We start from the raw sequence: 23900 nt of genomic DNA, 5'->3' as shown, positions 1-23900 counted from the left end.
AAAGCGAGGAATGTAAATGCACGGCAAGGTAAAATGGTTTAATGCGGAAAAAGGTTATGGTTTCATTGAAAGAGAAGAAGGTGGCGATGTATTCGTTCACTTTTCCGCCATTCAAGAAGAAGGTTTCAAAACATTGGCTGAAGGTCAGGAAGTTGAATTCGACATTGTTGAAGGAGCTCGTGGACCACAGGCTGCTAACGTTGTAAAGCGTTAATTATAAAGGTTGAGAACTTTCTACCCTGGCCACCGGCCAGGGTTTTAAAATTCTGTTAAAATAATGCAGGAATTTAACGGTTTTTCGGGAATACTAACAGCAGGCATTTATTTCCTATGACACTGCGAAAGGAGTGGTACTTGTGAAAGTGCAAGTTCGCGGTAAGAACATTCAAGTAACCCCGGCCCTGAGAGACTATGTGGAAAAACGTTTAGGCAAGTTGGACCGGTTCCTGGATAATTTGGGAGAAGCGGTAGCAACCCTGGTCGTGGAAGGCGATTCACATAAGATTGAGGTCACCATCCCGGTAAACGGCATGTTGTTAAGGGGTGAAGAGGCCACCGGCGAAATGTATTCCTCGGTGGACCTGGTGGTTGAGAAAATGGAGCGCCAGATTGAACGCTATAAAGCCAAGATCAACCGCCGCAGCAACCGTGGTGTTGCCAATCTGGCGGAAAACCAGGACAAATTGGAAGACGAGACCCCCAGGGTCATTAAAACAAAGCGTTTTGCCATTAAGCCCATGTCCCTGGATGAGGCCATTATGCAGATGAACCTGCTGGGCCATGACTTCTTCGTCTTTTCCAATGCGGAAACCGAACAGACCAACGTGGTTTACAGGAGAAAAGACGGCAACTACGGCTTAATCGAACCGGAATTTGAATAAAAATACCCAGCGCGTCCAGACGGGCGCGCTTTTAATATTTGTGAAGTGTTTTTGAAAAAAGCTCTTGTAATTTTTTTAACTTAAAAGGAAGTATAAGGAAAAGAGTGAATATTATTAATATTAGCAAAAGTTTTTGGTGGGAGTTGAGTTACTGAGATGTTTATCCAGGAGTTCAGGATACCGGAAATAATATTTGGCCGAGGTGCCATAGAGCAGGTGGGGTATTGTGCCCGGAGGGTGGGTGCGGAAAAAGTTTTCGTGGTAACAGACCCTGGTGTTTTAGATGCAGGGTGGATTGACGTGGCATTACCATTTTTAAAGCAGGAAGAGGTTGATTATGAAATCTGGCATGACTTGACAGAGAACCCTAAAGATTATGAAGTTGAGCAGGCCACCCGTGCATATATAGATTCTAAATGTGATGCAATTGTAGCAATAGGCGGCGGTAGCCCGATCGATGTAGCTAAAGCCGTGGCGGTAATGGCTACTCATCCCGGCACAATTCACGATTATGAAGGTGTAGATAAAATAACCAACCCGCTGCCCCCAATGATTATGGTGCCCAGTACGGCGGGTTCCGGGGCGGATATTACACAATTTGCGGTGGTTATGGACAGCAAGCGTAATTTAAAAATGATTCTTATTAGTAAATCACTGGTTCCCGATATATCCATAACTGACCCGCTTATTTTAACCACAAAGGATCCTCAACTAACCGCCAATACCGGCATGGACGCCCTGGCCCATGCAATTGAGGCATATGTCTCCCTGGCTGCCAATTTTCTTACCGACTCCTATTCCCTCACCGCCATTCGTTTAATTTCCGCTTATTTAGGAAAATCCGTGGCCAGCAAAACAAACCTGGAGGCCAAGGACGCAATGGCCAAAGCAAGCTTGCTGGCTGCCATAGCCGCTTCGAACGCACTGATAGGGGCGGTTCATGCTTTAGCACACCAGGTGGGAGGGAAGTTTGATCTACCACACGGTATGGCTAATGCAATTCTGCTCCCCCATGTAATGGAATATAACTACCCTGCATGTATAGAAAGATTAGCGGATATTGCCGAGGCATTAGGTCAACCCGCAGGCGGTACAAACCTCCGGGAGAGGGCCAGGGGTGCCATTGAGGCCGTCAGGGGCCTGGCTAGAGAATTAGGGATAGTTGAGAGTTTTGCCGGGGCCGGTTGCTTATACTCAGAAGAAGTCATCCATACTCTTAGTGCTAATGCGGTAAAAGACGCCTGTCTAATTACCAATCCCAGGGATGCCGGTCTAACGGATATATGTGGGATACTTTCCCGGGCATTCTCTGGTTAATTTAGATGGAGAGGGTGAGTTTAATGGCCCACATACTTAAGGTAATAAATAACCAAAAAGCAGTTGTCCGAAGGAAGCATGCCATTGATATGGTAAAGTTACTTCATCCCTCCGGGTATAAGCAATATCCTAACGAAATTATGGTCAAAAATGCTGCCCTGGAAAGACTGATCGGGGTAAAAAATTCAACTAAAACACATTATAGCGAATTAAAACAAAGTATTATCCAAATGCAAAAATGTAATATCAACCTTTCTCAATCTCAAAAGGAAATAGAAGAACTATATGAACTCCTGAAAAAAAAGGCCGCTCAAACACTGGCCATTCTTGAAGTATCACGGGCAGTAAGTAATATCCTGCCCTTTGATCAAATATTAAAAAAAACCAATAAGCTTGTAGCACAGGTTTTAGGACCGGTTAAATGTTACCTCCTGGGAGCTAAAAAGGGCAGGAGTATAACATTTGCCTCATTGGTTGTGGAATCACAGGGGCAGGATATTCTTTTTGCTCAAAAAAATATGGAAGAGAAGTGGGAGCGGGTAAAAAAAGATAATGTGCCGGTTATGTTTTCAGAAGAATCTGATAAAACATGTATTCTGCTGGTACCGCTTGTTTCCAGGGGAGAAGTAATTGGGGCCCTGGTAATTAAGAGACAGGATCCGGGTCGTCCATTCACCGAGGAGGAGGTGGAACTCTGTGTGGGGATTGCCGGGCCGGTAGCTGTAGCTATTGAGAACCGGGCACTTGTTGAAAAATTAGAAAAGGAGAGCCAGCGTTTAAAAATTGCGCTTTTGTCACTGCAAGTTATATCTGACAACCTGGCCATGCTTAACAAAGGGGTTGAACCGCTTCTTTTCGCCATAGGTCAATCGCTGATTCAGATAACCGATGCCAGGTATGCCATAATCATGACGCAAACAGACAGGTTGGCCAGTGTTCATGTACCGGAACCTTGTGCGGAGAAAGAAGTATTAGATGCATATTTTTCTACTTTAACTGCCGACCATGATTTCTCTTATCCTTACGGCATATGTCGTCTGAATGTAAAAAATGATCAAAGCCTGGGCTTTATGCGCCGGCAATACGGTTTTGAGGATGCTGTCATATTTCCCATGATGATTAGAAATAAACCACTGGGTTTAATAATACTGTTCTTTCCCCGGTATAAAAGTGACGCTGTATGCCAGTCCATTCTTCAAATACTTGGTAATCAAACGGCCATTGTCTTAGAAAATGCCAGGTTATTTGAAGACACCCTCAGGCTCAAGGATAAAGCGGAAGCACATTACCGGGTTGCCTGCCAACAAAAGGAACAACTGGAACAAAAGAACCGGGAACTTAAGAATATGTATAATATTCTCTTTCGGGCCCGTGAAGAGCAGGCTATTTATTTAGAAAGAAACAGGATAGCCAGTGATTTGCATGATAATGTACTGCAGATACTCTTTGCCATAGGTTTACACCTTGAATGGTGTTTTAATGAGCTTTCCCCTCAATCACCGGTATATGCCAAACTTAAATATTTGGAAGGCTTAGTTAACAAAGCTGTTACAGAGGTGCGTACGGTTGTCTGTGAATCTGGCTCTAAGGAAGCATCTTTTAGTTTACAGGAAAGTATAGAAAGCCTGGTGCGTGACTTAAATCAGGCCGGTTCAGTTGGTATCTCTGTCCAAACTTCCGGTACAGTACCCAAATTACCAGGTGCGGTTCGCAACATTGCTTTTCGTATAGTGCAGGAGGCCCTGGTGAATGCTTTAAGACATGCCTCAGCTACGAAAATAAAAATCTATTTATCATATAGTGATAAAAAAATTGTGATAACTGTTATTGACAACGGCATTGGTATTAATGAAAACATCATGGAAAATCTGCCGGATGAAAATAAATTCGGCATAAAAAATATGTTGCAGCGGGCTCAGTATATTAATGGAACCCTGAAAATCCGTCGGCTGGACTCGGGAGGGACAGAGATACATGCGGTAATCCCAGTAGAAGGAGTTGACTGAGATGAACGCTATCTCCCTTATTATAGTGGATGACCATGAGATAGTAAGGGAAGGTCTTAAACTGACCCTGCAAAGGGAACCTGATTTTAATGTGGTAGGGGAGGCCTCAAGTGGCAGGGAATTAATAAAGTTAATAAAAACTACCTGCCCTGATGTGGTACTGCTGGATGAGCGCATGCCCGAGGAGAGAGGTATAGAAATTTGTAGAACCCTAACCAAGCTTTACCCGGATCTCAAAATTATTATCTTAACTGCCTACGCAGAGCAGGAAGATTATATAGTCCAGGCTATGATGGCCGGGGCCAAAGGATTCTTGATTAAAAATGTCGAGATTTTTGAATTAAAAAGAGCGATAAGGGCGGTGGTTAGAGGAGAAACCGTATTGGATTCTCAGGTTGCTGCTAGTATTGTAAATAAATTAAAGGAAGTACCAAACAAGAACTCTTCCCTTTCTCTTTTAACAGAACAGCAAATATCTATTGCTAAATTAGTGGCCCAGGGGTTAAAAAACAGAGAAATTGCCGAGCAGTTGTATCTCAGTGAGAATACAATTAAGTTTCATATTCAAAATATCATGCGTAAACTAAACGTCAATAATCGGATAGCCCTGGTGGCAAAGCTGTTAGAGAAGGATATCATATAACTTATTAATTAGGTGTGGAAACCCGGGATAGCAAATATCCCGGGTATTTTTTTCACTACCCGGGCAGGTAGTTTTGCTACCTTATGGGGTAGGTTCCGCGGGTAAAGAACAGTCTCTTCGTAAGCCAAAGAACCACCCTAACGTACGATGACAGGATCTGGATACTGTGAAATAATTATTTTAATAATCAGAAAATTAAGTAAATGGCACCGTAAAAACAAACATAAGGGAGGGGTTAACCACATGGGTCTGAGGGCTTACTTAATGGTAACCGTGCATGATGATGTAGACCAGCAGGGGTTTGTTCAGATTCTCCGGGAGCTGGAAGAGATGATCGAAGTTGATTTTGTTGACCCCGTAGTGGGGAGATGTGACATAGTAATAATGATTGAAGCACCTGTAACGGTTCAGGAAGTGGCGAATAAAATTGAAAAGCTGCCCTGGGTTAAAAAATTAGAAACCCTTAAGATTGTCAGCCTCTTTGAACGGCACAGCGCATCTAAAAAAAACTTCTTGCCGCTATGCAGCACGAAGGGGTGAGAAAATGAGCAATCCGGATAGTTTAAAGCTTAGCGCGGAAAATTTCGATGCGATAGATCAGATTGTTAATAAATACAACTCCGATAAAGGCGCTGCCATTATGATCCTTCAGCAAGTCCAGGCCACCTATGGTTATATAGGCCAATCAATGCTGGAACGCATTTCCCAGTTGACTGGAACACCAACCAGTGAGCTTTTCAGCATAGTCACCTTTTATTCCCAATTTCGTTTAGAACCACTGGGTGAGAATTTTATACAAGTTTGTCATGGTACAGCCTGCCACCTGGCCGGTGCTGAAAGAATTTCAGAAGCTGTACAGCATGTGACAAAGGCCAAACCGGGCCATACCAGTCCGGATGGTAAGTTTACATTGGAACATGTGGCCTGTCTTGGATGCTGCAGTCATGGACCGATTATGACCTTAAATAATGAGACTTTTGCCCGGATGACCCCTGATAAAGTGAAAAAAATGCTTCATCAAAAGGTTGCGGACAAAGGGTTTGTTAATTCGGAAGGGTGTGAGTTAAGTGAATGAACATGCTAACTCAACTTCAGCGGATAAGTCAGGCGTAACCACGGTGGTGAATGTTGGCCTTGCCAGCTGCGGTATTGCCGCCGGGGCCCAAAAGGTTTATGACACATTTAAGACTGCTTTGGAGGGCCTGGCGGTAGAATTAACTTTTAGCGGCTGCATGGGTATGTGTTACAACGAGCCACTGGTTGAAGTTCGTTCTCTGAACGGGGGCAGGTATATCTACGGTAAAGTACAGCCAGAACAGGTGGCCCGAATAGTGCAGGAACACATACAGGGTGGCACACCCATTATGGATTGGGTTGTATATAGCGATAGAATAAAAACCCCGGATGCTGATTTTATAGATAAACAGCAGAGAATTATCCTCAAACACTGCGGTGTAGTCAACCCGGAAGATATTGACAGCTATCTGTCTGTAGGTGGTTACAAGGCCATCGAGAAGGCGCTAAAGTCTATGACACCGGAACAAGTTATTGAAGAAATCAGCCGTTCAGGCTTGCGGGGAAGAGGCGGCGCAGGTTTTCCAACCGGAACAAAATGGTCTTTTGCCAGAAAATCCCCGGGCCGCGAGAAATATGTGATTTGTAATGCAGACGAAGGTGACCCCGGTGCTTTCATGGATCGCAGTGTACTTGAAAGCAACCCTCACAGCGTGCTGGAAGGAATGCTGATAGCCGGGTATGCGATGGGAGCGGAAAATGGATACATTTACATCCGGGCCGAGTATCCACTGGCCATTAAACGTCTGAAAATAGCCATTGCCCAGGCCTTAGAAAAGGGGTACCTGGGGAGCCATATCCTGGACAGCAACTTCAGCTTTAATATCATGATCAGAGAAGGTGCCGGTGCTTTTGTCTGCGGCGAAGAGACTGCCCTGATTGCCTCGGTGGAAGGGAAAAGAGGCATGCCCCGGATACGACCGCCATTTCCCGCTCAATCAGGAGTTTGGGGTAAACCGACATCCATAAATAACGTTGAGACCTTTGCTAACGTACCCTGGATCATTTTAAACGGCGGCGACTCCTTTAGCCGTTTCGGCACGGAAAACAGTAAAGGAACCAAGGTATTTGCCCTGGCCGGCAGTATAGCCCGGGGCGGCCTGGTTGAAGTACCGATGGGAATTACCATTAATGAAATTGTATACGATGTGGGCGGTGGTTTATCTTCCGGCAGAAAACTTAAGGCTGTGCAAACGGGCGGTCCTTCCGGCGGCTGCATACCGGCCAGTCTGGCAGATACACAGGTGGATTATGATTCTCTGAAAAAGATTGGGGCCATCATGGGTTCCGGCGGCATGTTAATTATGGATGATTCAACTTGTATGGTTGACGTGGCCAAATTTTTCTTGAAATTCACCAAGTCCGAATCCTGCGGTAAGTGTACATTTTGCCGGGTTGGTACCAAACAGATGCTGAAGGTACTGGAACGCATTACCAACGGTGAGGGCCGGGACGGAGATATTGAGCTGTTAGAAGAATTAGGGCAAAAAATTAGTGCCGGAGCTCTCTGCGGACTTGGTCAAACGGTACCCAACCCGGTTTTAACTACCATCAAATACTTCAGACACGAATATGAAGCCCATATCTTCGATAAAGCGTGCCCGGCTAAAAAGTGTAAAGCCCTGATTAGTTACCAGGTGTTAGCTGATGCTTGTAAGGGATGCGGCCGGTGCAGCAGGGAATGTCCTACCGGAGCGATAACCGGTGAAAAGAAAATGCCGTTTACCATTAACCAGGAGATGTGTGCCCGCTGTGGCTTATGTATTAGTGTGTGCAAGTTCAATGCTATTACCGTGACAACGGGAAAGGAGAGGGGGAAGTAAAAGGTGTCTAAAGTAAAAATCACCATAGACGGAAAAGAAATATTGGCGGAAAAGGACAGCATCCTTCTCGAAGTAGCCAGGGAAAACGGTTTTAATATCCCCTCCTTTTGCCATGATCCCCGGTTAAAGCCCTTTGGCGCTTGCCGGCAATGTCTGGTAGAAATCGAGGGTGCCCGGGGACTGGTTCAAGCCTGCGGGGCTAAGGTCAGTGAAGGGATGGTAGTTAGAACCAATACAGATAAGGTTATAGGTGTTCGCCGCTTGGGCTTGGAGCTATTACTGGCAGAACATAACGGTGATTGTGTTGGTCCCTGCCAGTTGGCTTGTCCGGCGGAGGTGGACATACAAGGATTTGTAGCTCATATTGCTAACGGTCAAATACAAGAAGCGGCCAAATTAATTAGAGAGAAAATACCTCTGCCGTCCTCGGTTGGGCGGGTTTGTCCCAGTTTTTGTGAGAAAGAGTGCCGCCGTAATTTAGTTGATGGCCCTGTCTCTATTTGTGCTTTAAAAAGATTTGCCGGTGATTTTGGTAACGTTGATGGAAGACCTTATGTTCCTCCGGTCAAAAAAGATACCGGTAAGCAGGTAGCCGTCATTGGTGGGGGTCCTGCCGGGTTAGCTGCGGCTTATTATTTAGCATTAGCAGGTCACCGGGTGAGTATTTTTGAGGCTGCTCCCCAATTAGGCGGGATGATGCGATATGGTATACCGGAGTATCGTTTACCAAAGACCATATTGGACCGGGAAATTGAGGTTATCACCGGTCTTTGCCGGAACGTTTTCTTGAATAAAGCATTAGGTCGGGATTTCTCTTTACAGGGATTAAAACAGATGGGGTTTGATGCCGTTTTCATTGGGATTGGTTCCTGGGCTAACCAGAGCCTGCAATTGCCGGGAGAAGACCTGAAAGGAGTATATTCGGGTATCCAATTCCTGCGGGAGGTTGCCTCAAGGCAGCCGATCAAGGTAGGAAATAAGGTTGTTGTCATTGGTGGTGGCAATGTTGCTATGGATGCTGCCAGGACATCCATAAGACTGGGCGCCAAAGAGGTGACTGTAGTTTATCGTCGCACACAAGAACAGATGCCCGCTAATCACCATGAAATCGCCCAGGCTTTGGAGGAAGGCATCAAGTTTCAAATGTTAACTGCACCGGTTGGGTTTGTTGGAGAACAGGGCAGCGTTACATCACTTAAATGTATTAAAATGCAGCTTGGTGAACCTGATGCCTCAGGCAGGCGTCGTCCCGTTCCCGTTGAGGGATCCGAATTTGAAATACCAACAGATATGGTTATTATTGCCATCGGGCAGAAGCTGGATAAGAACAGCCTGCTGGGAAGTGAGGAAATAGTATTAAACCGGCGGGGTAATATTGATGTTAATACGTCAACTATGCAGACTAATATTGCCTGGTTATTTGCTGCCGGTGACTGTGTTTCCGGTCCTGCTACAGTTGTCCAGGCACTGGCTGCAGGCCGTAAAGCGGCTAATTCCATCGACCAATTTCTTAAAGGTCAAGTAGTTAAGGCTGTTGAGCACCCCTTTAATTGTACCCGGGGGACTCTGGATGAAATAGATCCGGCGGAATATGCCGATCGGGAAAGAATTCCCAGAACAGCGATGCCCACCATTGAGCCGGATGTAAGAAAAGTTAATTTTGATGAGTTTGAGCTTGGCTTTACCCCTGAAATGGCCAAGAAAGAAGCTGAACGGTGCCTATCCTGCGGCTGTCTGGATGTCTTTGACTGTAAATTGAGAGAGTATGCTACTGAACTGAAAGTCCAGGTCAATAGGTTGGGCTTTGGGGAAAGGAACTATCCTGTATTCAGTGATCACCCGGAGATTATTCGAGATCCGAACAAATGCATCCTCTGTGGGAATTGCGTAAGATTCTGCCATGAAGTTGTGGGTGTCGGTGCCTTAGGTTTCGTAAACCGTGGATCAGATACAGTGGTTCTCCCATCATTAAAGAAACCTTTAACAGAAACTACGTGTAACTCCTGTGGCCAGTGCGTTGCGGTCTGTCCTACGGGGGCCTTGACATTCAAAGTGAATTTGCCCAAACCAGGCCCGTGGAAGACAACGAAAGTTGAATCAGTATGCACCTTCTGTAATATAGGCTGTAAATTGGAATTTCTTAAAGCGGGTGATCAAATAGTTAATATATCTTCACCTGTGTCGGGAGATACCGTTAATGATGGTATTCTTTGCGGTAAAGGAATGTTTGCGGGTAAGGATGTACACAGGCCGGAAAGATTACGGTCTCCCCTGGTAAATAAGAACGGTAATCTTGAGCCGGTTTCTTGGCAGGAAGCCATTGGTGCAGCTTCAGATATTTTAGGGCAGGTAAGAGATTTTGAAGGTTTGGATAGTATTGCAGTAGCAGTTTCCCCCAGGTTATCCAACGAAGAAAATTACCTGGCATATAAAATTGGCCGTATGTATTTAGGAACAAATAAAATTTACAGTACTGTTCCAGTGTCCACAGGAAGAGTAGCAGCGGAGATTTATAGAGAGGGGTTAAAGCCATCATTAAATGAGTTGGCTTCAAGTGATTTGATTATGGTAGTTGGGGGAGAAGTTCCTCTCCGCTACCCAATTATAGCTTATAAAATTAGAAAAGCTGTGGAAAACGGCAGTAAGCTGTTAATCATAGGCTCAAATGTCAGCAATCTGGATCCCCTGGCTGCATACACGTTAAAGATTACTAAGAGCAGTACAGAAAGGCTGTTTGAATCCTTTGTTCGCTATATACTGCAGTATGATTTAGTCGATGGTAAGGTTGCCAATGAAAACTTAGTCTATATTTGCGGATTAGAGAATCAATTTAAAGAGGATTTCTACAGTATCGCAGAATCATTTCTGCTAAAATCACAAAAGATTATGGAGTTTATAAACTTATATATTAGAGCCAGTAACCCGGTCATAGTTGTGGACGGTGAAAATCTTTCCCATAAGGAATTAGACTTATTAAGCAAATTTGCATTCATTACCGGCAACCTTGGGGTAACTGGTAAGGGTATCATTACTCTTTACCCCTATGGTAATATACAATATCAATTTAAATTAGGAATAAAAAATGATGCAAGTGATTACCAGGTACTTTTAAATGAAATAAATGATGGATCTATAAAAGGGTTGCTGGTTGTAGGTGATAGTGCCGAGTTAGATAGCCAACTGTTTAAGCATGGAGTCAAAACAGTTGTTATTAGCCCTTACTTACCAAAGGTTATTAATGCTGATGTGATATTGCCCGGAGCTATGTATGCTGAAACCAATGGAAGTGTTACTAATGTTGAAGGCAAAGTGCAGCGCTTGCATGCAGGTTTACACCCGTTAGCCGGTAAGGAAAATTGGGAGATTTTAATTGAGTTAGCGCAAGCTTTTAGTAAGCAAGTAAACTACTCTAATCAAGAAGAAATATACAAAGAAGTGTTAAACCAATTTCTCAAAAGATAACACCCTTGGCCAAAAAATAAAAGACATAATATTCAAAATAGCAAAACTGCTATTTGGCAGCATCTGGTTGCAGTAACGGGAAAAAAGGGGGTGTTATACAAATATAAGCGGTTGTCTTGTCGCTTTAATAAATTATTTAAATTTATGGGGGTGCTAATTAATGAAAGGTTTTGCAATGCTTCGTATCGGTGAAGTAGGTTGGATAGAAAAGGATAGGCCGGTTGCTGGCCCCTATGATGCAATTTGTCGTCCTTTAGCAATAGCTCCGTGTACGTCCGACATCCACACTGTTTTTGAAGGTGCCATTGGTGAAAGACATAATATGATCCTGGGTCATGAAGCTATCGGTGAAGTGGTTGAGGTAGGTAGTGAAGTTAAAGATTTTAAACCTGGCGACCGTGTAGTAGTGCCTGCTATCACCCCGGATTGGCGCACTTTGGAGGCTGCAGCAGGATTTCACCAGCATTCAGGCGGGATGTTGGCTGGTTGGAAGTTTTCCAACATCAAAGATGGTTCAATGGGTGAATACTTCCATGTGAACGATGCTGATATGAATCTGGCCCATTTGCCGGATGGAATGCCCCTTGAGGCAGCAGTAATGATTCCTGATATGGTAACTACTGGTTTGCACGGTGCTGAGAATGCAGATATTCAGCTAGGTGCTACGGTGGTAGTTATTGGTATTGGCCCGGTAGGCTTAATGGGTGTGGCCGGTGCAAAATTATGTGGCGCAGGTAGACTTATCGCTGTAGGGAGCAGGCCGGTTTGTATAGAGGCCGCAAAATTCTATGGAGCAACAGATATTGTTAACTACAGAAATGGTGATATTGTTGAGCAGGTATTGAAACTTACAAATGGTAAGGGCGCAGATGCAACAATCATTGCCGGTGGAAAACCCGAAGTTGTAGCTCAAGCTATAAAAATGACTAAACCAGGTGGCACAATCTCTAATATTAACTATCATGGTGAAGGAGAAATTTTACCGATTCCACGGCTTGAGTGGGGCAGCGGTATGGCTCATAAAACCATTAAAGGCGGATTATGTCCCGGTGGCCGCCGTAGAATGGAGATGTTAATTGATCTTGTAAAATATAACCGTCTTGATCCCGGCAAATTAGTAACTCACGTGTTCAATGGTATTGAAAACTGTGAAAAAGCATTATTACTAATGAAGGATAAGCCAAAAGATCTAATTAAACCTGTGGTATTAGTTAATTAATCCAAACCTCAGGGTCACCCCGGAAGTTTACAGAATTTGTGTATTGGAAGCTGCGGATATTATTCCCAGCTTTCTTTTTTTATGAATATACGGTGTTACTCTGCTCGATCATATATTTACCAGTTTGATTTACCCGCCCGGGGGCAGGAATATTAATTGGCGGGGGAGAAGTATTTTAAATCTGTTTTCTTGCTTTAGCCGGTACAGGGTGATAGAATATTTTGGAATAATTAACCATGGAGGAACCTGAGTGGTTCTTTTAATTCAATTTTAATCTTAAAATGTTAAACTGTTTACCGATTGAATTATTCTCTCCAAAGTGAAGTGCAGCAGGTAGAAGATTCTCACATCTAACTTCTCACCTCTCACTTCTCACATGAAAGGTGGTAAACCATTGCTCAAGTTTTTAAAAAACCTGTTTGATGATAACGCCCGTGAAATCAAACGACTGCAGCGGGTGGTCGACGATATTAACGGGCTGGAGCCCGCCATAGCCAAACTGACCGACGAGGAACTGCGGGGCAAGACCGCCGAGTTCAAGCAACTGCTGGAAAACGGCCGGACCCTGGACGACATTTTGCCCCAGGCCTTTGCCGTTGTCCGGGAGGCCTCCAAGCGCGTTCTGAACATGCGCCATTTTGATGTGCAGTTGATCGGCGGCATCGTGCTGCACCAGGGCCGTATCGCCGAGATGAAAACCGGTGAAGGAAAAACCCTGGTGGCCACCCTGCCGGTTTACCTCAACGCCCTGACCGGCCGCGGCGTTCACGTGGTGACCGTCAACGACTACCTGGCCACCCGTGACAGCCAGTGGATGGGACAGATCTATCGTTTTCTGGGTTTATCCGTAGGACTGATCGTGCACGGCCTGGATTGGGAGCAGCGCCGCCGGGCCTACAACGCCGACATCACCTATGGGACCAACAACGAATTCGGTTTTGACTACCTGCGGGACAACATGGCCATTCACCCGCAGCAACTGGTGCAGCGGGAACTGAACTACGCCATCGTGGACGAGGTGGACAGCATTTTAATTGACGAGGCCCGCACCCCGCTGATTATCTCCGGGATGGCCGACAAGCCCACCGACCTCTACTACACCATGGCCAGAATTGTGCCCAAACTGGTGAAGGATACCGACTATACCGTGGATGAAAAGGCCCATACCGTCCTGCTCACCGAAGAGGGTGTGGCCAAAGCGGAAAAACTGCTGGGCGTTCAGAACCTCTATGACGATACCAACATGGAGCTGACCCACCACCTGAATCAAGCCCTGAAGGCCCACGCCCTGATGAAGCGGGACCGGGACTACGTGGTGAAGGACGGCGAAGTGGTGATTGTGGATGAGTTTACCGGCCGCCTCATGTTTGGCCGCCGCTACAGCGACGGTCTGCACCAGGCCATTGAGGCCAAGGAAGGCGTCAAGATCGAACGGGAGTCTCAGACCCTGGCCACCATCACCTTCCAGAACTACTTCCGCATGTACAAGAAGCTGGCCGGCATGACCGGGACCGCCCTGACCGAAGAAGAGGAATTCCGCAAGATCTACGGCCTGGATGTGGTGGTCATCCCCACCAACAAACCGATGATCCGTGTGGATATGCCCGACCTGGTGTATAAGACCAAAGAGGCCAAGTACCGGGCGGTGGTGGAAGAGATTGCCCGGCGCCACGCCACCGGCCAGCCGGTGCTGGTGGGCACCATTTCCATTGAAACCTCCGAACTGCTCAGCGGCATGCTGAAAAGGAAGGGTGTGCCGCACCAGGTCTTAAACGCCAAGTACCATGAAAAAGAGGCGGAGATCATTGCCCAGGCGGGCCGTCTCAACGCCGTCACCATTGCCACCAACATGGCGGGCCGCGGTACCGACATCCTGCTGGGCGGCAACCCGGAAGTTCTGGCCATGGCAGAACTGCGCAAGAAGGGCCAGGGCGAAGAAACCGACGCTGCCGAGTACCACGCCCTGGTGGAAAAATACAGACAACAATGTGAAGAAGAACGCCGGCGGGTCATTGAACTGGGCGGCCTGCATATCATTGGCACCGAACGGCACGAAAGCCGGCGCATTGACAACCAGCTGCGGGGCCGGGCAGGCCGTCAGGGCGACCCGGGTTCCAGCCAGTTTTATATTTCTCTGGAAGACGATTTAATGCGCCTCTTTGGTTCGGACAACATCGCCGGTTTAATGGATAAGCTGGGCATGGAAGAGGATGTGCCCATTGAACACCCCCTCATTACCAAGTCCATTGAGACCGCCCAGAAGCGGGTGGAAAACCGCAACTTTGACATCCGCAAACACGTGTTAAACTACGACGATGTCATGAACCAGCAGCGGGAGCTTATTTACAGCCAGCGCCGCAGGGTGCTCACCGGTGAAAATATGGCCGAGAATATCAAGGAGACCATTGCCACCGTGGTGGCCCGTTCGGTGGACACCTACTGCCCCGAGGGTGTGCACCAGGAAGAGTGGGACCTGGCGGGATTGCTGGAATACGCTTCCCAGCTCTACCTGCCCAACCATGACCTGAAGGTGGCAGACCTGGAGGGTCTGGGACGGGATGCCCTGCGGCAAGAACTGCTGGATAAAGCCATGGCCCTGTACAAGGCCCGGGAAGCAGAACTGGGCGCCGAAACCCTGCGGGAAATCGAGCGGGTGGTGCTGCTGCGGCTGGTGGACGAAAAGTGGATGGACCACCTGGATGCCATGGACCAGCTGCGGGAGGGCATCGGCCTGCGGGCCTACGGCCAGAAGGACCCGCTCATTGAATATAAGTTTGAAGCTTATGAAATGTTTAATAACATGATCGCCAACATCCAGGATGATGTGGTGCGCTACATCTACCGGGTCAGCCTGGTGCCCGCCCAACCCCGGGAACAGCGGGTGGTGGTGGAAAACCGCTCCGCTGACGAAGGCCCCCGCCAGCCCCTGCGCAAGGAGCAGCAGGTGGGCCGCAACGACCCCTGTCCCTGCGGCAGCGGCAAAAAATACAAGAAATGCTGCGGCAAATAACCGAACAACACATCATGGTAAATACAGGAAAAAGGGGTCAGACCCCCTAGGTGAAAGGATGAGTATCTGTGCTGGATGCTGAAGTAAGGCGCGACCTGGAGCAACTGGGGAAGCGTATCAAAGATTTGAGGGTTTCTCTTTGACATTGACAAACAACAGGAAGAAATAGCCAAACTGGAGCAGGAAATGATGCGGGAAGGATTCTGGGATGATGTGGAGCACAGCCAGCAGGTCAACCAGAGACTGGCCGGCCTCAAGGACAGGGTGGAAAACTTTACCGCCCTGGAGTCCTCCCTGCAGGACCTGGAAGTGATGCTGGAGCTGTGCCTGGAAGAACAGGACCCCCTGCTGGAAGAGGAATTAACCGCGGAACTGGCCGCCCTAGCTAGGCGGGTGTCGGATACCGAACTGGAGGTACTGCTGTCCGGCCCCTACGACCGGGGAAATGCCATCCTGTCCCTGCACCCGGGGGCCGGGGGCACCGAGTCCCAAGACTGGGCCCAGATGCTGCTGCGCATGTACACCCGGTACTGTGAAAACCACCATTACAAGGTGGAGATTTTGGACCTGCTGCCGGGTGACGAGGCGGGCATTAAAAGCGTTACCATTCAAGTTTCCGGTCCCAACGCCTACGGCTACCTGAAATGCGAGAAGGGTGTGCACCGGCTGGTGCGCATTTCTCCCTTTGACGCCGCCGGCCGCCGCCACACCTCCTTTGCCTCGGTGGATGTGCTGCCGGTGGTGGAGGACGAAGTGGAAGTCCATATCCGCCCGGAAGACTTGAAGATTGACACCTACCGTTCCGGCGGCGCCGGGGGCCAGCACGTCAACAAAACCGACTCGGCGGTGCGCATTACCCACCTGCCCACCGGCATCGTGGTGGCCTGCCAGAACGAGCGGTCCCAGACTTACAACCGCCAGGCGGCCATGAAATTATTAAAGGCCAAGCTCATCGACCTGGAGCTGCGGAAGAAAGAAGAAGAATTGGCTGCCCTGCGGGGAGAACAAAAGGACATCGCCTGGGGCAACCAGATCCGCTCCTACGTCTTTCACCCCTACAGTCTGGTCAAAGACCACCGCACTGGGGTGGAAGTGGGCAACGTCCACGCGGTGATGGACGGGCACATCGATGAATTTATTGCCGCCTATCTCAAACAAAAAGCCGGTACCCATCAATAAATTCAAGTTGGGGACGGTTCTTGACTTGAATTCGCTTCAGCGAATTCAAGTCAAGAACCGTCCCCAAACTTGAATTTAAACTTATTCGACAAGATTTTTTTCATTTTGGAAGGATTTAGCACTTGCGGGGAGAACACTAATACTGGCTAAATTGATTTTAATAAATGTAAGAGCCTAGAAAATAGGCTTTCTCTTTTTGGGGTATGATAAGTGCGATCATGAACACGCTCTTTGAAAGGATAAACTTATGTTTCTGCGCTGGTTGAAAGATTATTTAGGTGTGACCATTGGAGTCCTATTAACCGCCGTGGGGCTGGATGCCTTTTTGGTGCCGGCCAAAATTGCCGCCGGCGGCTTAAGCGGCGTTGCCACCATTTTCTACCATATTGCCCATTGGCCTGTGGGCCTTAGCATGCTGGTCATGAATGTGCCGCTCTTTATCTGGTCCATCGTCCGGTTGGGCTGGCGTTTTACTGTCAATTCGGTTTACGGTACCGTTGCTCTTTCTGTATTTGTTGATTTGCTGGAGCCCTATCTCCCCTTGTTAACCAAGGACTTGCTGTTGGCCAGTCTGTACGGGGGTGTGCTTACGGGCATCGGCCTGGGGCTGGTGTTTCGCTTCAATGGCACCACCGGCGGCACCGAACTGTTGGCGGCCATTTTAAGGTCCTATATGGGCATTAACATCGGTCAATTGCTGTTTATCATCGATGGTCTTGTGGTTTTGTGGGCAGGCATTGTCTTTCGTTCGGCAGAACTGGCCATGTATGCGCTGATAACCATTTTCCTAACCGCATGGATCATCGACCTGGTTATAGAAGGTTTCAGTTCCGCCAAGGCCTTCCTGATTATCACCAAAAAAGCGGATGCCATCGCCCAGGGTATCATCAAGGAACTGGACCGCGGCGCCACCGCCTGGAAGGCCAAAGGCATGTATACCGGCAAGGAGCGGGAGGTGCTTATTTCGGTGGTGGGCCGCTCCGAGGTGTCCCGTCTGAAAGCCCTTGTCAAAAAAGAAGATCCTGCCGCCTTTATCATCCTGGCAGATGTGCATGAAGTCCTGGGGGAAGGTTTCAAGGAATTGGGATAAATGCATTGATATTTGAACAAATTTAAATTTTGGAGGGAACAACCATGGACCAAAAAATAGCATTTTTGCAGGAGCGAGCCAGGGCCATTCGCCGCCACATCATCACCATGCTGGGCGAAGCCGGCTCCGGCCACCCGGGCGGTTCGCTGTCCGCGGCGGACATTGTCAGCGTACTCTTCTTTGATACCATGAAGTTAGACCCGGAAAACCCCCATTGGCCGGGCCGGGACCGTTTTGTCCTGTCCAAGGGCCATGCGGCCCCGGTACTGTACGCCGCCCTGGCGGAAAAGGGATACTTCCCCCAAGAGGAACTGCTGACCCTGCGTAAACTGGGCAGCCGTCTCCAGGGTCACCCGGATATGAAAAAACTGCCTGGCGTTGAAATGTCCACCGGCTCCCTGGGCCAGGGACTGTCCGCCGCCTTGGGCATGGCCCTGGGCCTTCGTTTGGACGGCGGGGAGGGGGCTCAGAGGGTTTATGCCCTGCTGGGCGACGGTGAAGTGCAAGAAGGCCAAATTTGGGAAGCTGCCATGGCCGCCGGCCACTTCAAAGTGGACAACCTGACTGCCATTCTGGACTACAACAACCTGCAAATTGACGGACCGGTGGACGTAGTGATGAATGTAGCTCCCCTGGCTGATAAATGGCGGGCCTTTAACTGGCATGTCATTGAAATCGACGGTCACGATATCGGGCAGATCCTCAAGGCCATCGAGGAGGCCCAAGCCACCAAAGGCAAACCTACCATCATCATCGCCAGGACCATCAAAGGCAAAGGGGTCTCCTTCATGGAAAACCAGGTGGGCTGGCACGGCAACGCACCCAAGCCGGAGCAGGTGGAACAGGCATTGAAGGAACTGGCGTGAGTAATTCAAGTCGGGGACGGTTCTTGACTTGAATTATAACAGGCCATCGGCCATCAGCCGTCGGCTAAAAGAATAACCCCAAAAGCTGAAGGCTGACGGCCTGACCCCAAAGAAATTCCCAAAAGACTGGAGGTTTACCATGACGAAGAAAATTGCCACCCGGGATGCCTACGGCCAAGAACTGGTCCGCCTGGGCGCTGATAATAAGGACGTGGTGGTTTTGGACGCCGACCTGTCTAAATCCACCAAGACACACGACTTTATGAAAAACTACCCCGACCGGTTTTTTAACATGGGCATTGCCGAGAGCAACATGATGGCCACCGCCGCCGGCTTGGCAGCCGTGGGCAAGATTCCCTTTGCCAGCACCTTTGCGGTGTTTGCCACCGGACGGGCCTTTGAACAAATCCGCAACAGCATTTGTTACCCCAGGTTGAACGTAAAAATTGCCGCCACCCACGCCGGTGTCACTGTGGGTGAAGACGGCGGATCCCACCAGTCCGTCGAAGACATTGCCATTATGCGGGCGCTGCCCGGCATGACCGTGTTTGTTCCCGCCGATGCCGTGGAGACCGCAGCCGCCATCCGGGCCGCCGCGGAAATCAAGGGGCCTGTTTACATCCGGTTGGGACGTTCCGGGGTGCCGGTCCTGCACGGGGAAGACTTTAAGTTCATCCCCGGGGAAGCCGTTACCCTGCGGGAGGGAACCGATGTGGCCCTGATCGCCACCGGTATCATGGTTGCCGTCGCCCTGGAAGCCGCTGAAACCCTGGCTGCCGAAGGCATCAGCGCCTTGGTGCTGGATGTTCACACCATCAAACCCCTGGACATTTTTGCCGTTGTAGAAGCGGCCAGAAAATGCGGCGCCGTGGTCACCGCCGAAGAGCACTCCATCATCGGCGGCTTGGGCAGCGCCGTGGCGGAAACCCTGTCCGAACACCACCCCGTCCCCATGCAGCGCATCGGCGTCCGGGATACCTTCGGCGAATCCGGCAAACCCGAAGAACTGCTGCAGCACTTCGGCCTCACCGCCACCCACATCGCAGAGGCGGCCCGCAAAGTTATCGCCAAGAAAAAATAACGGTACCTGGTACCTTGGTTAGAAGTTTATAAAAGGAGTGCTTGCAAGGGCACTCTTTTTGTATTTTTTGTCAAAAATTGGACAAAAAGGAATGAATTTTAGGCCATTTTTAAAGGAATTTCCGCTTTGGGTGTCGAAACCGAATAGGTGGTTCCTAAGATCACAGCTTGGAAAGGTGTTACGATGATACAGTTCTACAATGTTTCCAAGGTATACGACAACGGCGTAAAGGCCCTTTCGGACTTGACTTTGCATATAAAGAAGGGTGAATTTGTCTTTCTGGTGGGCCCCAGCGGAGCCGGCAAGTCTACCCTGATTAAACTGATTTTTCGCGAAGAGCTGCCCACCCGGGGGCAGGTGATGTTCAACGGTAAAAATATTGTCCGTATGAAGGGACGGGAAGTTCCCTACATGCGGCGAAAAATCGGTATGGTATTCCAGGACTTTCGACTGCTGCCCCAGAAAACAGCGGCGGAAAATGTAGCCTTTGCCCTGGAAATCACCGGCGCCTCCGGCAAAGAAATCAAGCGCATGGTGCCGGAGGTTCTGGAGCAGGTGGGACTCAAGGATAAAGGCCACCTGCTGCCCAGCCAGATGTCCGGCGGGGAGCAGCAAAGGGTTTGCATTGCCAGGGCCATTGTAAATAACCCTCTATTAATTATTGCCGATGAGCCCACCGGCAACCTGGATCCCGACACCTCCTGGGAAATCATGAAACTGTTCCAGGACATTAACCGCCGGGGGACCACCATATTGATGGCCACCCACGATTCCGGAATTGTAGACACCATGAAGAAGCGGGTTATTGCCCTGTCCAACGGCTGCGTGGTACGGGATGAAGAGAGCGGGGTGTACCGCTGTGAACTTTAATACCCTTAAATATTTCTTCCGGGAGGCCTTTACTTCCCTGGTGAGAAACAGCTGGCTTTCCATCTCTTCTGTGGGCATTGTCACCGTTTCCCTGATCATTCTGGGCGTTTCCCTGCTGCTGGTGGTGAATGCCGAAAAACTTACGAAATCGGTGGAAAGCAGTGTTGAAATTACCGCCTTTTTAGAAGAGAGTGTGGGCCGGGTGGACCGCGACAGAATTGAAGAGCAAATTAAAAGCAATCCCGCTGTGGACACCGTGGAGTTTGTCTCCAAGGAACAGGCCCTCAAGGAAATGAAAGAAAGTTTCGGCGACCGGGCAGATATTCTGGAATCCCTGGAAGAGACCAACCCCCTGCCCGACGCTTTTCGTGTGAAAACCAAGCAGGCCGCTGCCGTACCGGCCACCGCCAAAAAAATCGAACAATTAAAGGGTGTGGAACAGGTCCGCTACGGCCAGGGGGTGGTGGAAAAACTCCTCAACGTGACCCGCTGGGTCCGCTATGCCAGCGTCGTCACTGTGACCCTGTTAACCCTGGCGGCAGGCTTTTTAATTGCCACCACCATTCGCATGTCGGTTTTCGCCCGCCGGCGGGAAATCAGCATTATGAAAATACTGGGCGCCACCAACTGGTTTGTCCGCTTTCCCTTTGTCCTGGAGGGCATTGTGCTGGGCCTGACGGGAGGGCTGCTGGCCGTTCTGGTGGTGGACGTGGGATATCTTTCACTGATCAATAAACTAAAAATTTCCCTGCCCTTTATCCAACTGGTGAACGAGCCCAGGATCATTCTAACTATTCTGGGCAGCATGGTGGGGCTGGGCGTGCTCATCGGAGCCCTAGGCAGTTGGTTTTCACTAAGAAAATTTTTAAGGGTATAACGAACTTGCTAAGTATCGCTACCATCATGTTACCTTGTCGTTAGGGCAAATCTGACAACCGCTGCCCGACGACAGACGACCCTATTGGGAGGGATACCCGTGCAGCGTAAATGGACCAAAAAGATGCTGGCCCTCAGCCTGGGACTTGTCCTGCTGGCAGGGACACCGGTACTGGCGTCTCCTGCTTTGAATCAGCAACTGGATCAAGTAAGAAAACAGTTGAACCAGAAAAAGGCCCAGGAACAAAGGACCAGGCAAGCGGTCAGAGATTATACCGTACAACTGGCTTCCATTAACCAATCCATCAACCAGAAGACCGAACAGATCAGGCAGCTCCAGGGCTCGCTCAACGCGGCCATGAGCCGGCTGGAGGAAACCAAAAAAGACCTGGCCGCAGCGGAAGAACGGCTGGCCAAGAGCAACGAACAGCTGAAAAAAAGGGTCAAGGGCATGTACCAGAGCGGGCCTGTGAGTTACCTGGAGGTCCTGTTAAATGCCGGCAGCTTTTCGGATTTTACCAACCGCCTGGAGTTTTTGCAGCGGATGGTGGAAAGCGACAAGGCCATTGTGGACCGCATTGCCAGTGAAAAGCAGCAAATTGAGGAATACAAAAGCGCGCTGGAGACCAGAACCCGGCAGATTGCCAGCTTGAAAAACGAGCAGGAGTATGCTAAAGAAATGCTGGCCCAGGCCCAGAGTGAGAAAGAAGAACTGTTAAAAGAGGCCAAGCAGGATCTCAAAAAGACCGAGGCGGAAATTGACCGCCTGGAGGCCCAGGAGGACGCCATCTTGCGGCAGATCGCCTTGGAGAATGCCAAAAAGGGTGGCAATTATAAAGGAGGGGTATTCAGCTGGCCGGTCCCCGGCTATACCCGTATTTCTTCTCCCTTCGGTAATCGCATTCACCCCATTTTAAAGCAAATGCGTTTTCACACCGGCATTGACATCCCGGCTCCCACCGGCACCGCCGTCATTGCGCCGGCCGACGGAACGGTGATCTACTCCGGCACCATGACCGGTTACGGCAGGGTGGTTATGATCGACCACGGCGGCGGGGTGGTCAGCCTTTACGGGCACCTGTCCGCCCAGCTGGTGAGCAACGGGCAGGCGGTCACCAGGGGCGCCACCATCGGCAGGGTCGGCAGTACCGGCATGTCCACCGGACCTCACCTGCATTTTGAAGTACGGAAAAACGGTACGGCGGTCAGCCCCCATAATTACCTGTAATAAGGCCGGGTCCAATCCCGGCTTTTCCCGACCAGAAACTGGAAAAGTCTTTGTAATTTATGTCATTCTGTTGTAGTATAATACATGTGTAAGAGATAAAGAAACGGGCAGGTGTTAGTGTGAAAAGAGATACGTGGGCCTTTTGGGGAAGGCTGGCCATTGCACTGGTCTCCATGGTCTTCGTCATTTTGCTGCTCCTGGGCGGTACAGTGGCGGCCAACTACAAAGGGCTGGGCAATTTGGTAAAAGTGGTGACCCTGGTGAAGGGTCAGTATTTGTTTGAAGTGGCGCCGGAAAAGCTGGTGGAAGGGGCCATTAAAGGCGTGGTGGAGTCTCTGGACGACCCCTATTCGGTTTACCTGGATGCCAAGACCTACTCCTCCCTGCAGGAACAAATCCGCGGCTCCTTTGGCGGCATCGGTGTCCTGGTGGGGGTCAAGGACCATCATCTGACGGTGGTGAAACCCTTTCCCAATACGCCGGCAGCTGAGAAAGGCATCAAAGCCGGGGATATTATTATACAAATCGGCGACCGACCGACCAAGGACATGGACACCGAAACCGCCGTCAGCCTGATGCGGGGTCCCGTGGGCTCCAGAGTTGAACTGACCATCATGCGGGAGGGTGTAAAAGAGCCTTTTAAGGTTCCACTGACGCGACAGGAAATCAGTGTTCCCACCGTGGAGGGCCGCATGCTTCCCAACGAAAACAATGTGGGTTATATCGCCATCAGCCAGTTTACCGAGAACACCGGGGAAGAACTGGTCAAAATCCTGCATGAGCTCCGTGCAGAAGGCATGGAAGGACTGGTGCTGGACCTGCGGGACAATCCCGGTGGTGAACTCAATTCAGCCATTAAAATTGCGGATCAATTTTTAGACAAGGGTCCCATTGTGCATATTGATTACCGCATTGGGCGGGATCACACTTTCAACGCCGAGCCCGATCAACTGGATTTGCCCCTGGTGGTTTTGGTGAACAAGGGCAGCGCCAGCGCCTCCGAGATTTTGGCCGGAGCCATCAAGGATGCCGGGGTCGGCACCCTGGTGGGCACCAGGACCTTCGGTAAGGGCGTGGTGCAAACGGTATTTCCCCTGGACAACGGCGCCGGGCTCAAACTGACCACTGCCAGGTATTTGACGCCGAAGAAACACGATATTCATAAAAAAGGCATTGCCCCGGACGTGGTGGTGGATCAAGAACCGGATGCCAAATCCGATAAACAATTAGAGACCGCCATTAAGCTGATACGGGAAAAGATTCATAAATAAATAA

General features: G+C 49.4%; 19 protein-coding genes. All 19 read left to right on the top strand.

Features of this window, described 5'->3' with window-relative positions:
- Window positions 1-16: 16 nt before the first annotated feature.
- The 19 genes from BUB67_RS04270 to BUB67_RS04180 all read left to right on the top strand — a co-directional run bounded on the left by BUB67_RS04270 (window position 17) and on the right by BUB67_RS04180 (window position 23896).
- Complete coding sequence (locus BUB67_RS04270; RefSeq protein WP_073236308.1) at window positions 17-214, top strand: cold shock domain-containing protein; 198 nt, start codon at window positions 17-19, stop codon at window positions 212-214.
- 142 nt (window positions 215-356) lie between these two features.
- Window positions 357-881 carry a ribosome hibernation-promoting factor, HPF/YfiA family gene (gene hpf / locus BUB67_RS04265; protein WP_073236304.1) on the top strand — a complete coding sequence of 175 codons (525 nt, stop codon included), beginning with the start codon at window positions 357-359 and terminating at the stop codon, window positions 879-881.
- Window positions 882-1037: 156 nt separating this feature from the next.
- Window positions 1038-2198, top strand: a complete 1161-nt coding sequence (locus BUB67_RS04260) for an iron-containing alcohol dehydrogenase (protein ID WP_073236301.1) — start codon at window positions 1038-1040, stop codon at window positions 2196-2198.
- A gap of 23 nt (window positions 2199-2221) precedes the next feature.
- Window positions 2222-4204 carry a sensor histidine kinase gene (locus tag BUB67_RS04255; RefSeq protein WP_073236298.1) on the top strand — a complete coding sequence of 661 codons (1983 nt, stop codon included), beginning with the start codon at window positions 2222-2224 and terminating at the stop codon, window positions 4202-4204.
- A 1-nt stretch (window position 4205) separates the two neighbouring features.
- Window positions 4206-4847, top strand: coding sequence for a response regulator transcription factor (locus BUB67_RS04250; protein WP_073236295.1), 642 nt, complete (start codon window positions 4206-4208; stop codon window positions 4845-4847).
- Window positions 4848-5090: 243 nt separating this feature from the next.
- Window positions 5091-5387 carry a hypothetical protein gene (locus BUB67_RS04245; protein WP_073236293.1) on the top strand — a complete coding sequence of 99 codons (297 nt, stop codon included), beginning with the start codon at window positions 5091-5093 and terminating at the stop codon, window positions 5385-5387.
- Between the two features lie 4 nt (window positions 5388-5391).
- Complete coding sequence (gene nuoE / locus BUB67_RS04240; RefSeq protein ID WP_003543778.1) at window positions 5392-5922, top strand: NADH-quinone oxidoreductase subunit NuoE; 531 nt, start codon at window positions 5392-5394, stop codon at window positions 5920-5922.
- Window positions 5915-7744, top strand: a complete 1830-nt coding sequence (gene nuoF, locus BUB67_RS04235) for an NADH-quinone oxidoreductase subunit NuoF (RefSeq protein WP_073236290.1) — start codon at window positions 5915-5917, stop codon at window positions 7742-7744. The genes nuoE and nuoF overlap by 8 nt, the downstream gene beginning before the upstream one ends.
- A gap of 3 nt (window positions 7745-7747) precedes the next feature.
- Window positions 7748-11206 carry an NAD(P)-binding protein gene (locus tag BUB67_RS04230; RefSeq protein ID WP_073236288.1) on the top strand — a complete coding sequence of 1153 codons (3459 nt, stop codon included), beginning with the start codon at window positions 7748-7750 and terminating at the stop codon, window positions 11204-11206.
- A gap of 160 nt (window positions 11207-11366) precedes the next feature.
- A complete protein-coding gene (locus BUB67_RS04225) occupies window positions 11367-12425 on the top strand; it encodes an NAD(P)-dependent alcohol dehydrogenase (protein ID WP_073236284.1) in 1059 nt (352 codons plus the stop codon).
- 394 nt (window positions 12426-12819) lie between these two features.
- Window positions 12820-15435, top strand: a complete 2616-nt coding sequence (gene secA, locus BUB67_RS04220) for a preprotein translocase subunit SecA (RefSeq protein WP_073236281.1) — start codon at window positions 12820-12822, stop codon at window positions 15433-15435.
- A 71-nt stretch (window positions 15436-15506) separates the two neighbouring features.
- Window positions 15507-16614, top strand: a protein-coding gene (prfB, locus tag BUB67_RS04215; RefSeq protein ID WP_143157003.1) for a peptide chain release factor 2 whose coding sequence is annotated in 2 segments (ribosomal slippage) — window positions 15507-15575 and window positions 15577-16614 — 1107 coding nt in all. Because the reading frame shifts where the segments join, the coding sequence is not laid out codon by codon here.
- A gap of 247 nt (window positions 16615-16861) precedes the next feature.
- The gene (locus BUB67_RS04210; protein WP_073236276.1) at window positions 16862-17704 is read left to right on the top strand and encodes a YitT family protein; all 843 of its coding nucleotides are present in this window, start codon (window positions 16862-16864) and stop codon (window positions 17702-17704) included.
- A 44-nt stretch (window positions 17705-17748) separates the two neighbouring features.
- Window positions 17749-18570: a transketolase gene (locus tag BUB67_RS04205; RefSeq protein ID WP_073236273.1), complete on the top strand. Its 822-nt coding sequence runs from the start codon at window positions 17749-17751 to the stop codon at window positions 18568-18570.
- A gap of 139 nt (window positions 18571-18709) precedes the next feature.
- The gene (locus tag BUB67_RS04200; RefSeq protein WP_073236271.1) at window positions 18710-19651 is read left to right on the top strand and encodes a transketolase family protein; all 942 of its coding nucleotides are present in this window, start codon (window positions 18710-18712) and stop codon (window positions 19649-19651) included.
- A 183-nt stretch (window positions 19652-19834) separates the two neighbouring features.
- Entirely contained in the window at window positions 19835-20521 is a 687-nt protein-coding gene (gene ftsE, locus BUB67_RS04195) for a cell division ATP-binding protein FtsE (RefSeq protein ID WP_073236267.1), read from the top strand.
- A complete protein-coding gene (gene ftsX, locus BUB67_RS04190; RefSeq protein WP_200798119.1) occupies window positions 20511-21398 on the top strand; it encodes a permease-like cell division protein FtsX in 888 nt (295 codons plus the stop codon). Before ftsE ends, ftsX begins: the two co-directional genes overlap by 11 nt.
- 99 nt (window positions 21399-21497) lie before the next feature.
- Window positions 21498-22625 carry a murein hydrolase activator EnvC family protein gene (locus BUB67_RS04185; RefSeq protein ID WP_200798118.1) on the top strand — a complete coding sequence of 376 codons (1128 nt, stop codon included), beginning with the start codon at window positions 21498-21500 and terminating at the stop codon, window positions 22623-22625.
- Window positions 22626-22744: 119 nt separating this feature from the next.
- Complete coding sequence (locus tag BUB67_RS04180) at window positions 22745-23896, top strand: S41 family peptidase (protein WP_238456948.1); 1152 nt, start codon at window positions 22745-22747, stop codon at window positions 23894-23896.
- The last annotated feature ends 4 nt before the right edge of the window (window positions 23897-23900 follow it).

The organism is Desulforamulus putei DSM 12395 (assembly GCF_900129195.1).
In the GTDB taxonomy this organism is placed as follows: domain Bacteria; phylum Bacillota; class Desulfotomaculia; order Desulfotomaculales; family Desulfotomaculaceae; genus Desulfotomaculum; species Desulfotomaculum putei.
This window is presented reverse-complemented; position numbering and strand designations above follow the sequence as displayed.

Coding starts and splice junctions, on each gene's coding strand:
- BUB67_RS04270 (WP_073236308.1), top strand. CDS start 17: ATGCACGGCAAGGTAAAATGGTTTAATGCGGAAAAAGGTTATGGTTTC.
- BUB67_RS04260 (WP_073236301.1), top strand. CDS start 1,038: ATGTTTATCCAGGAGTTCAGGATACCGGAAATAATATTTGGCCGAGGT.
- BUB67_RS04255 (WP_073236298.1), top strand. CDS start 2,222: ATGGCCCACATACTTAAGGTAATAAATAACCAAAAAGCAGTTGTCCGA.
- BUB67_RS04250 (WP_073236295.1), top strand. CDS start 4,206: ATGAACGCTATCTCCCTTATTATAGTGGATGACCATGAGATAGTAAGG.
- BUB67_RS04245 (WP_073236293.1), top strand. CDS start 5,091: ATGGGTCTGAGGGCTTACTTAATGGTAACCGTGCATGATGATGTAGAC.
- nuoE (WP_003543778.1), top strand. CDS start 5,392: ATGAGCAATCCGGATAGTTTAAAGCTTAGCGCGGAAAATTTCGATGCG.
- BUB67_RS04225 (WP_073236284.1), top strand. CDS start 11,367: ATGAAAGGTTTTGCAATGCTTCGTATCGGTGAAGTAGGTTGGATAGAA.
- BUB67_RS04210 (WP_073236276.1), top strand. CDS start 16,862: ATGTTTCTGCGCTGGTTGAAAGATTATTTAGGTGTGACCATTGGAGTC.
- BUB67_RS04205 (WP_073236273.1), top strand. CDS start 17,749: ATGGACCAAAAAATAGCATTTTTGCAGGAGCGAGCCAGGGCCATTCGC.
- BUB67_RS04200 (WP_073236271.1), top strand. CDS start 18,710: ATGACGAAGAAAATTGCCACCCGGGATGCCTACGGCCAAGAACTGGTC.
- ftsE (WP_073236267.1), top strand. CDS start 19,835: ATGATACAGTTCTACAATGTTTCCAAGGTATACGACAACGGCGTAAAG.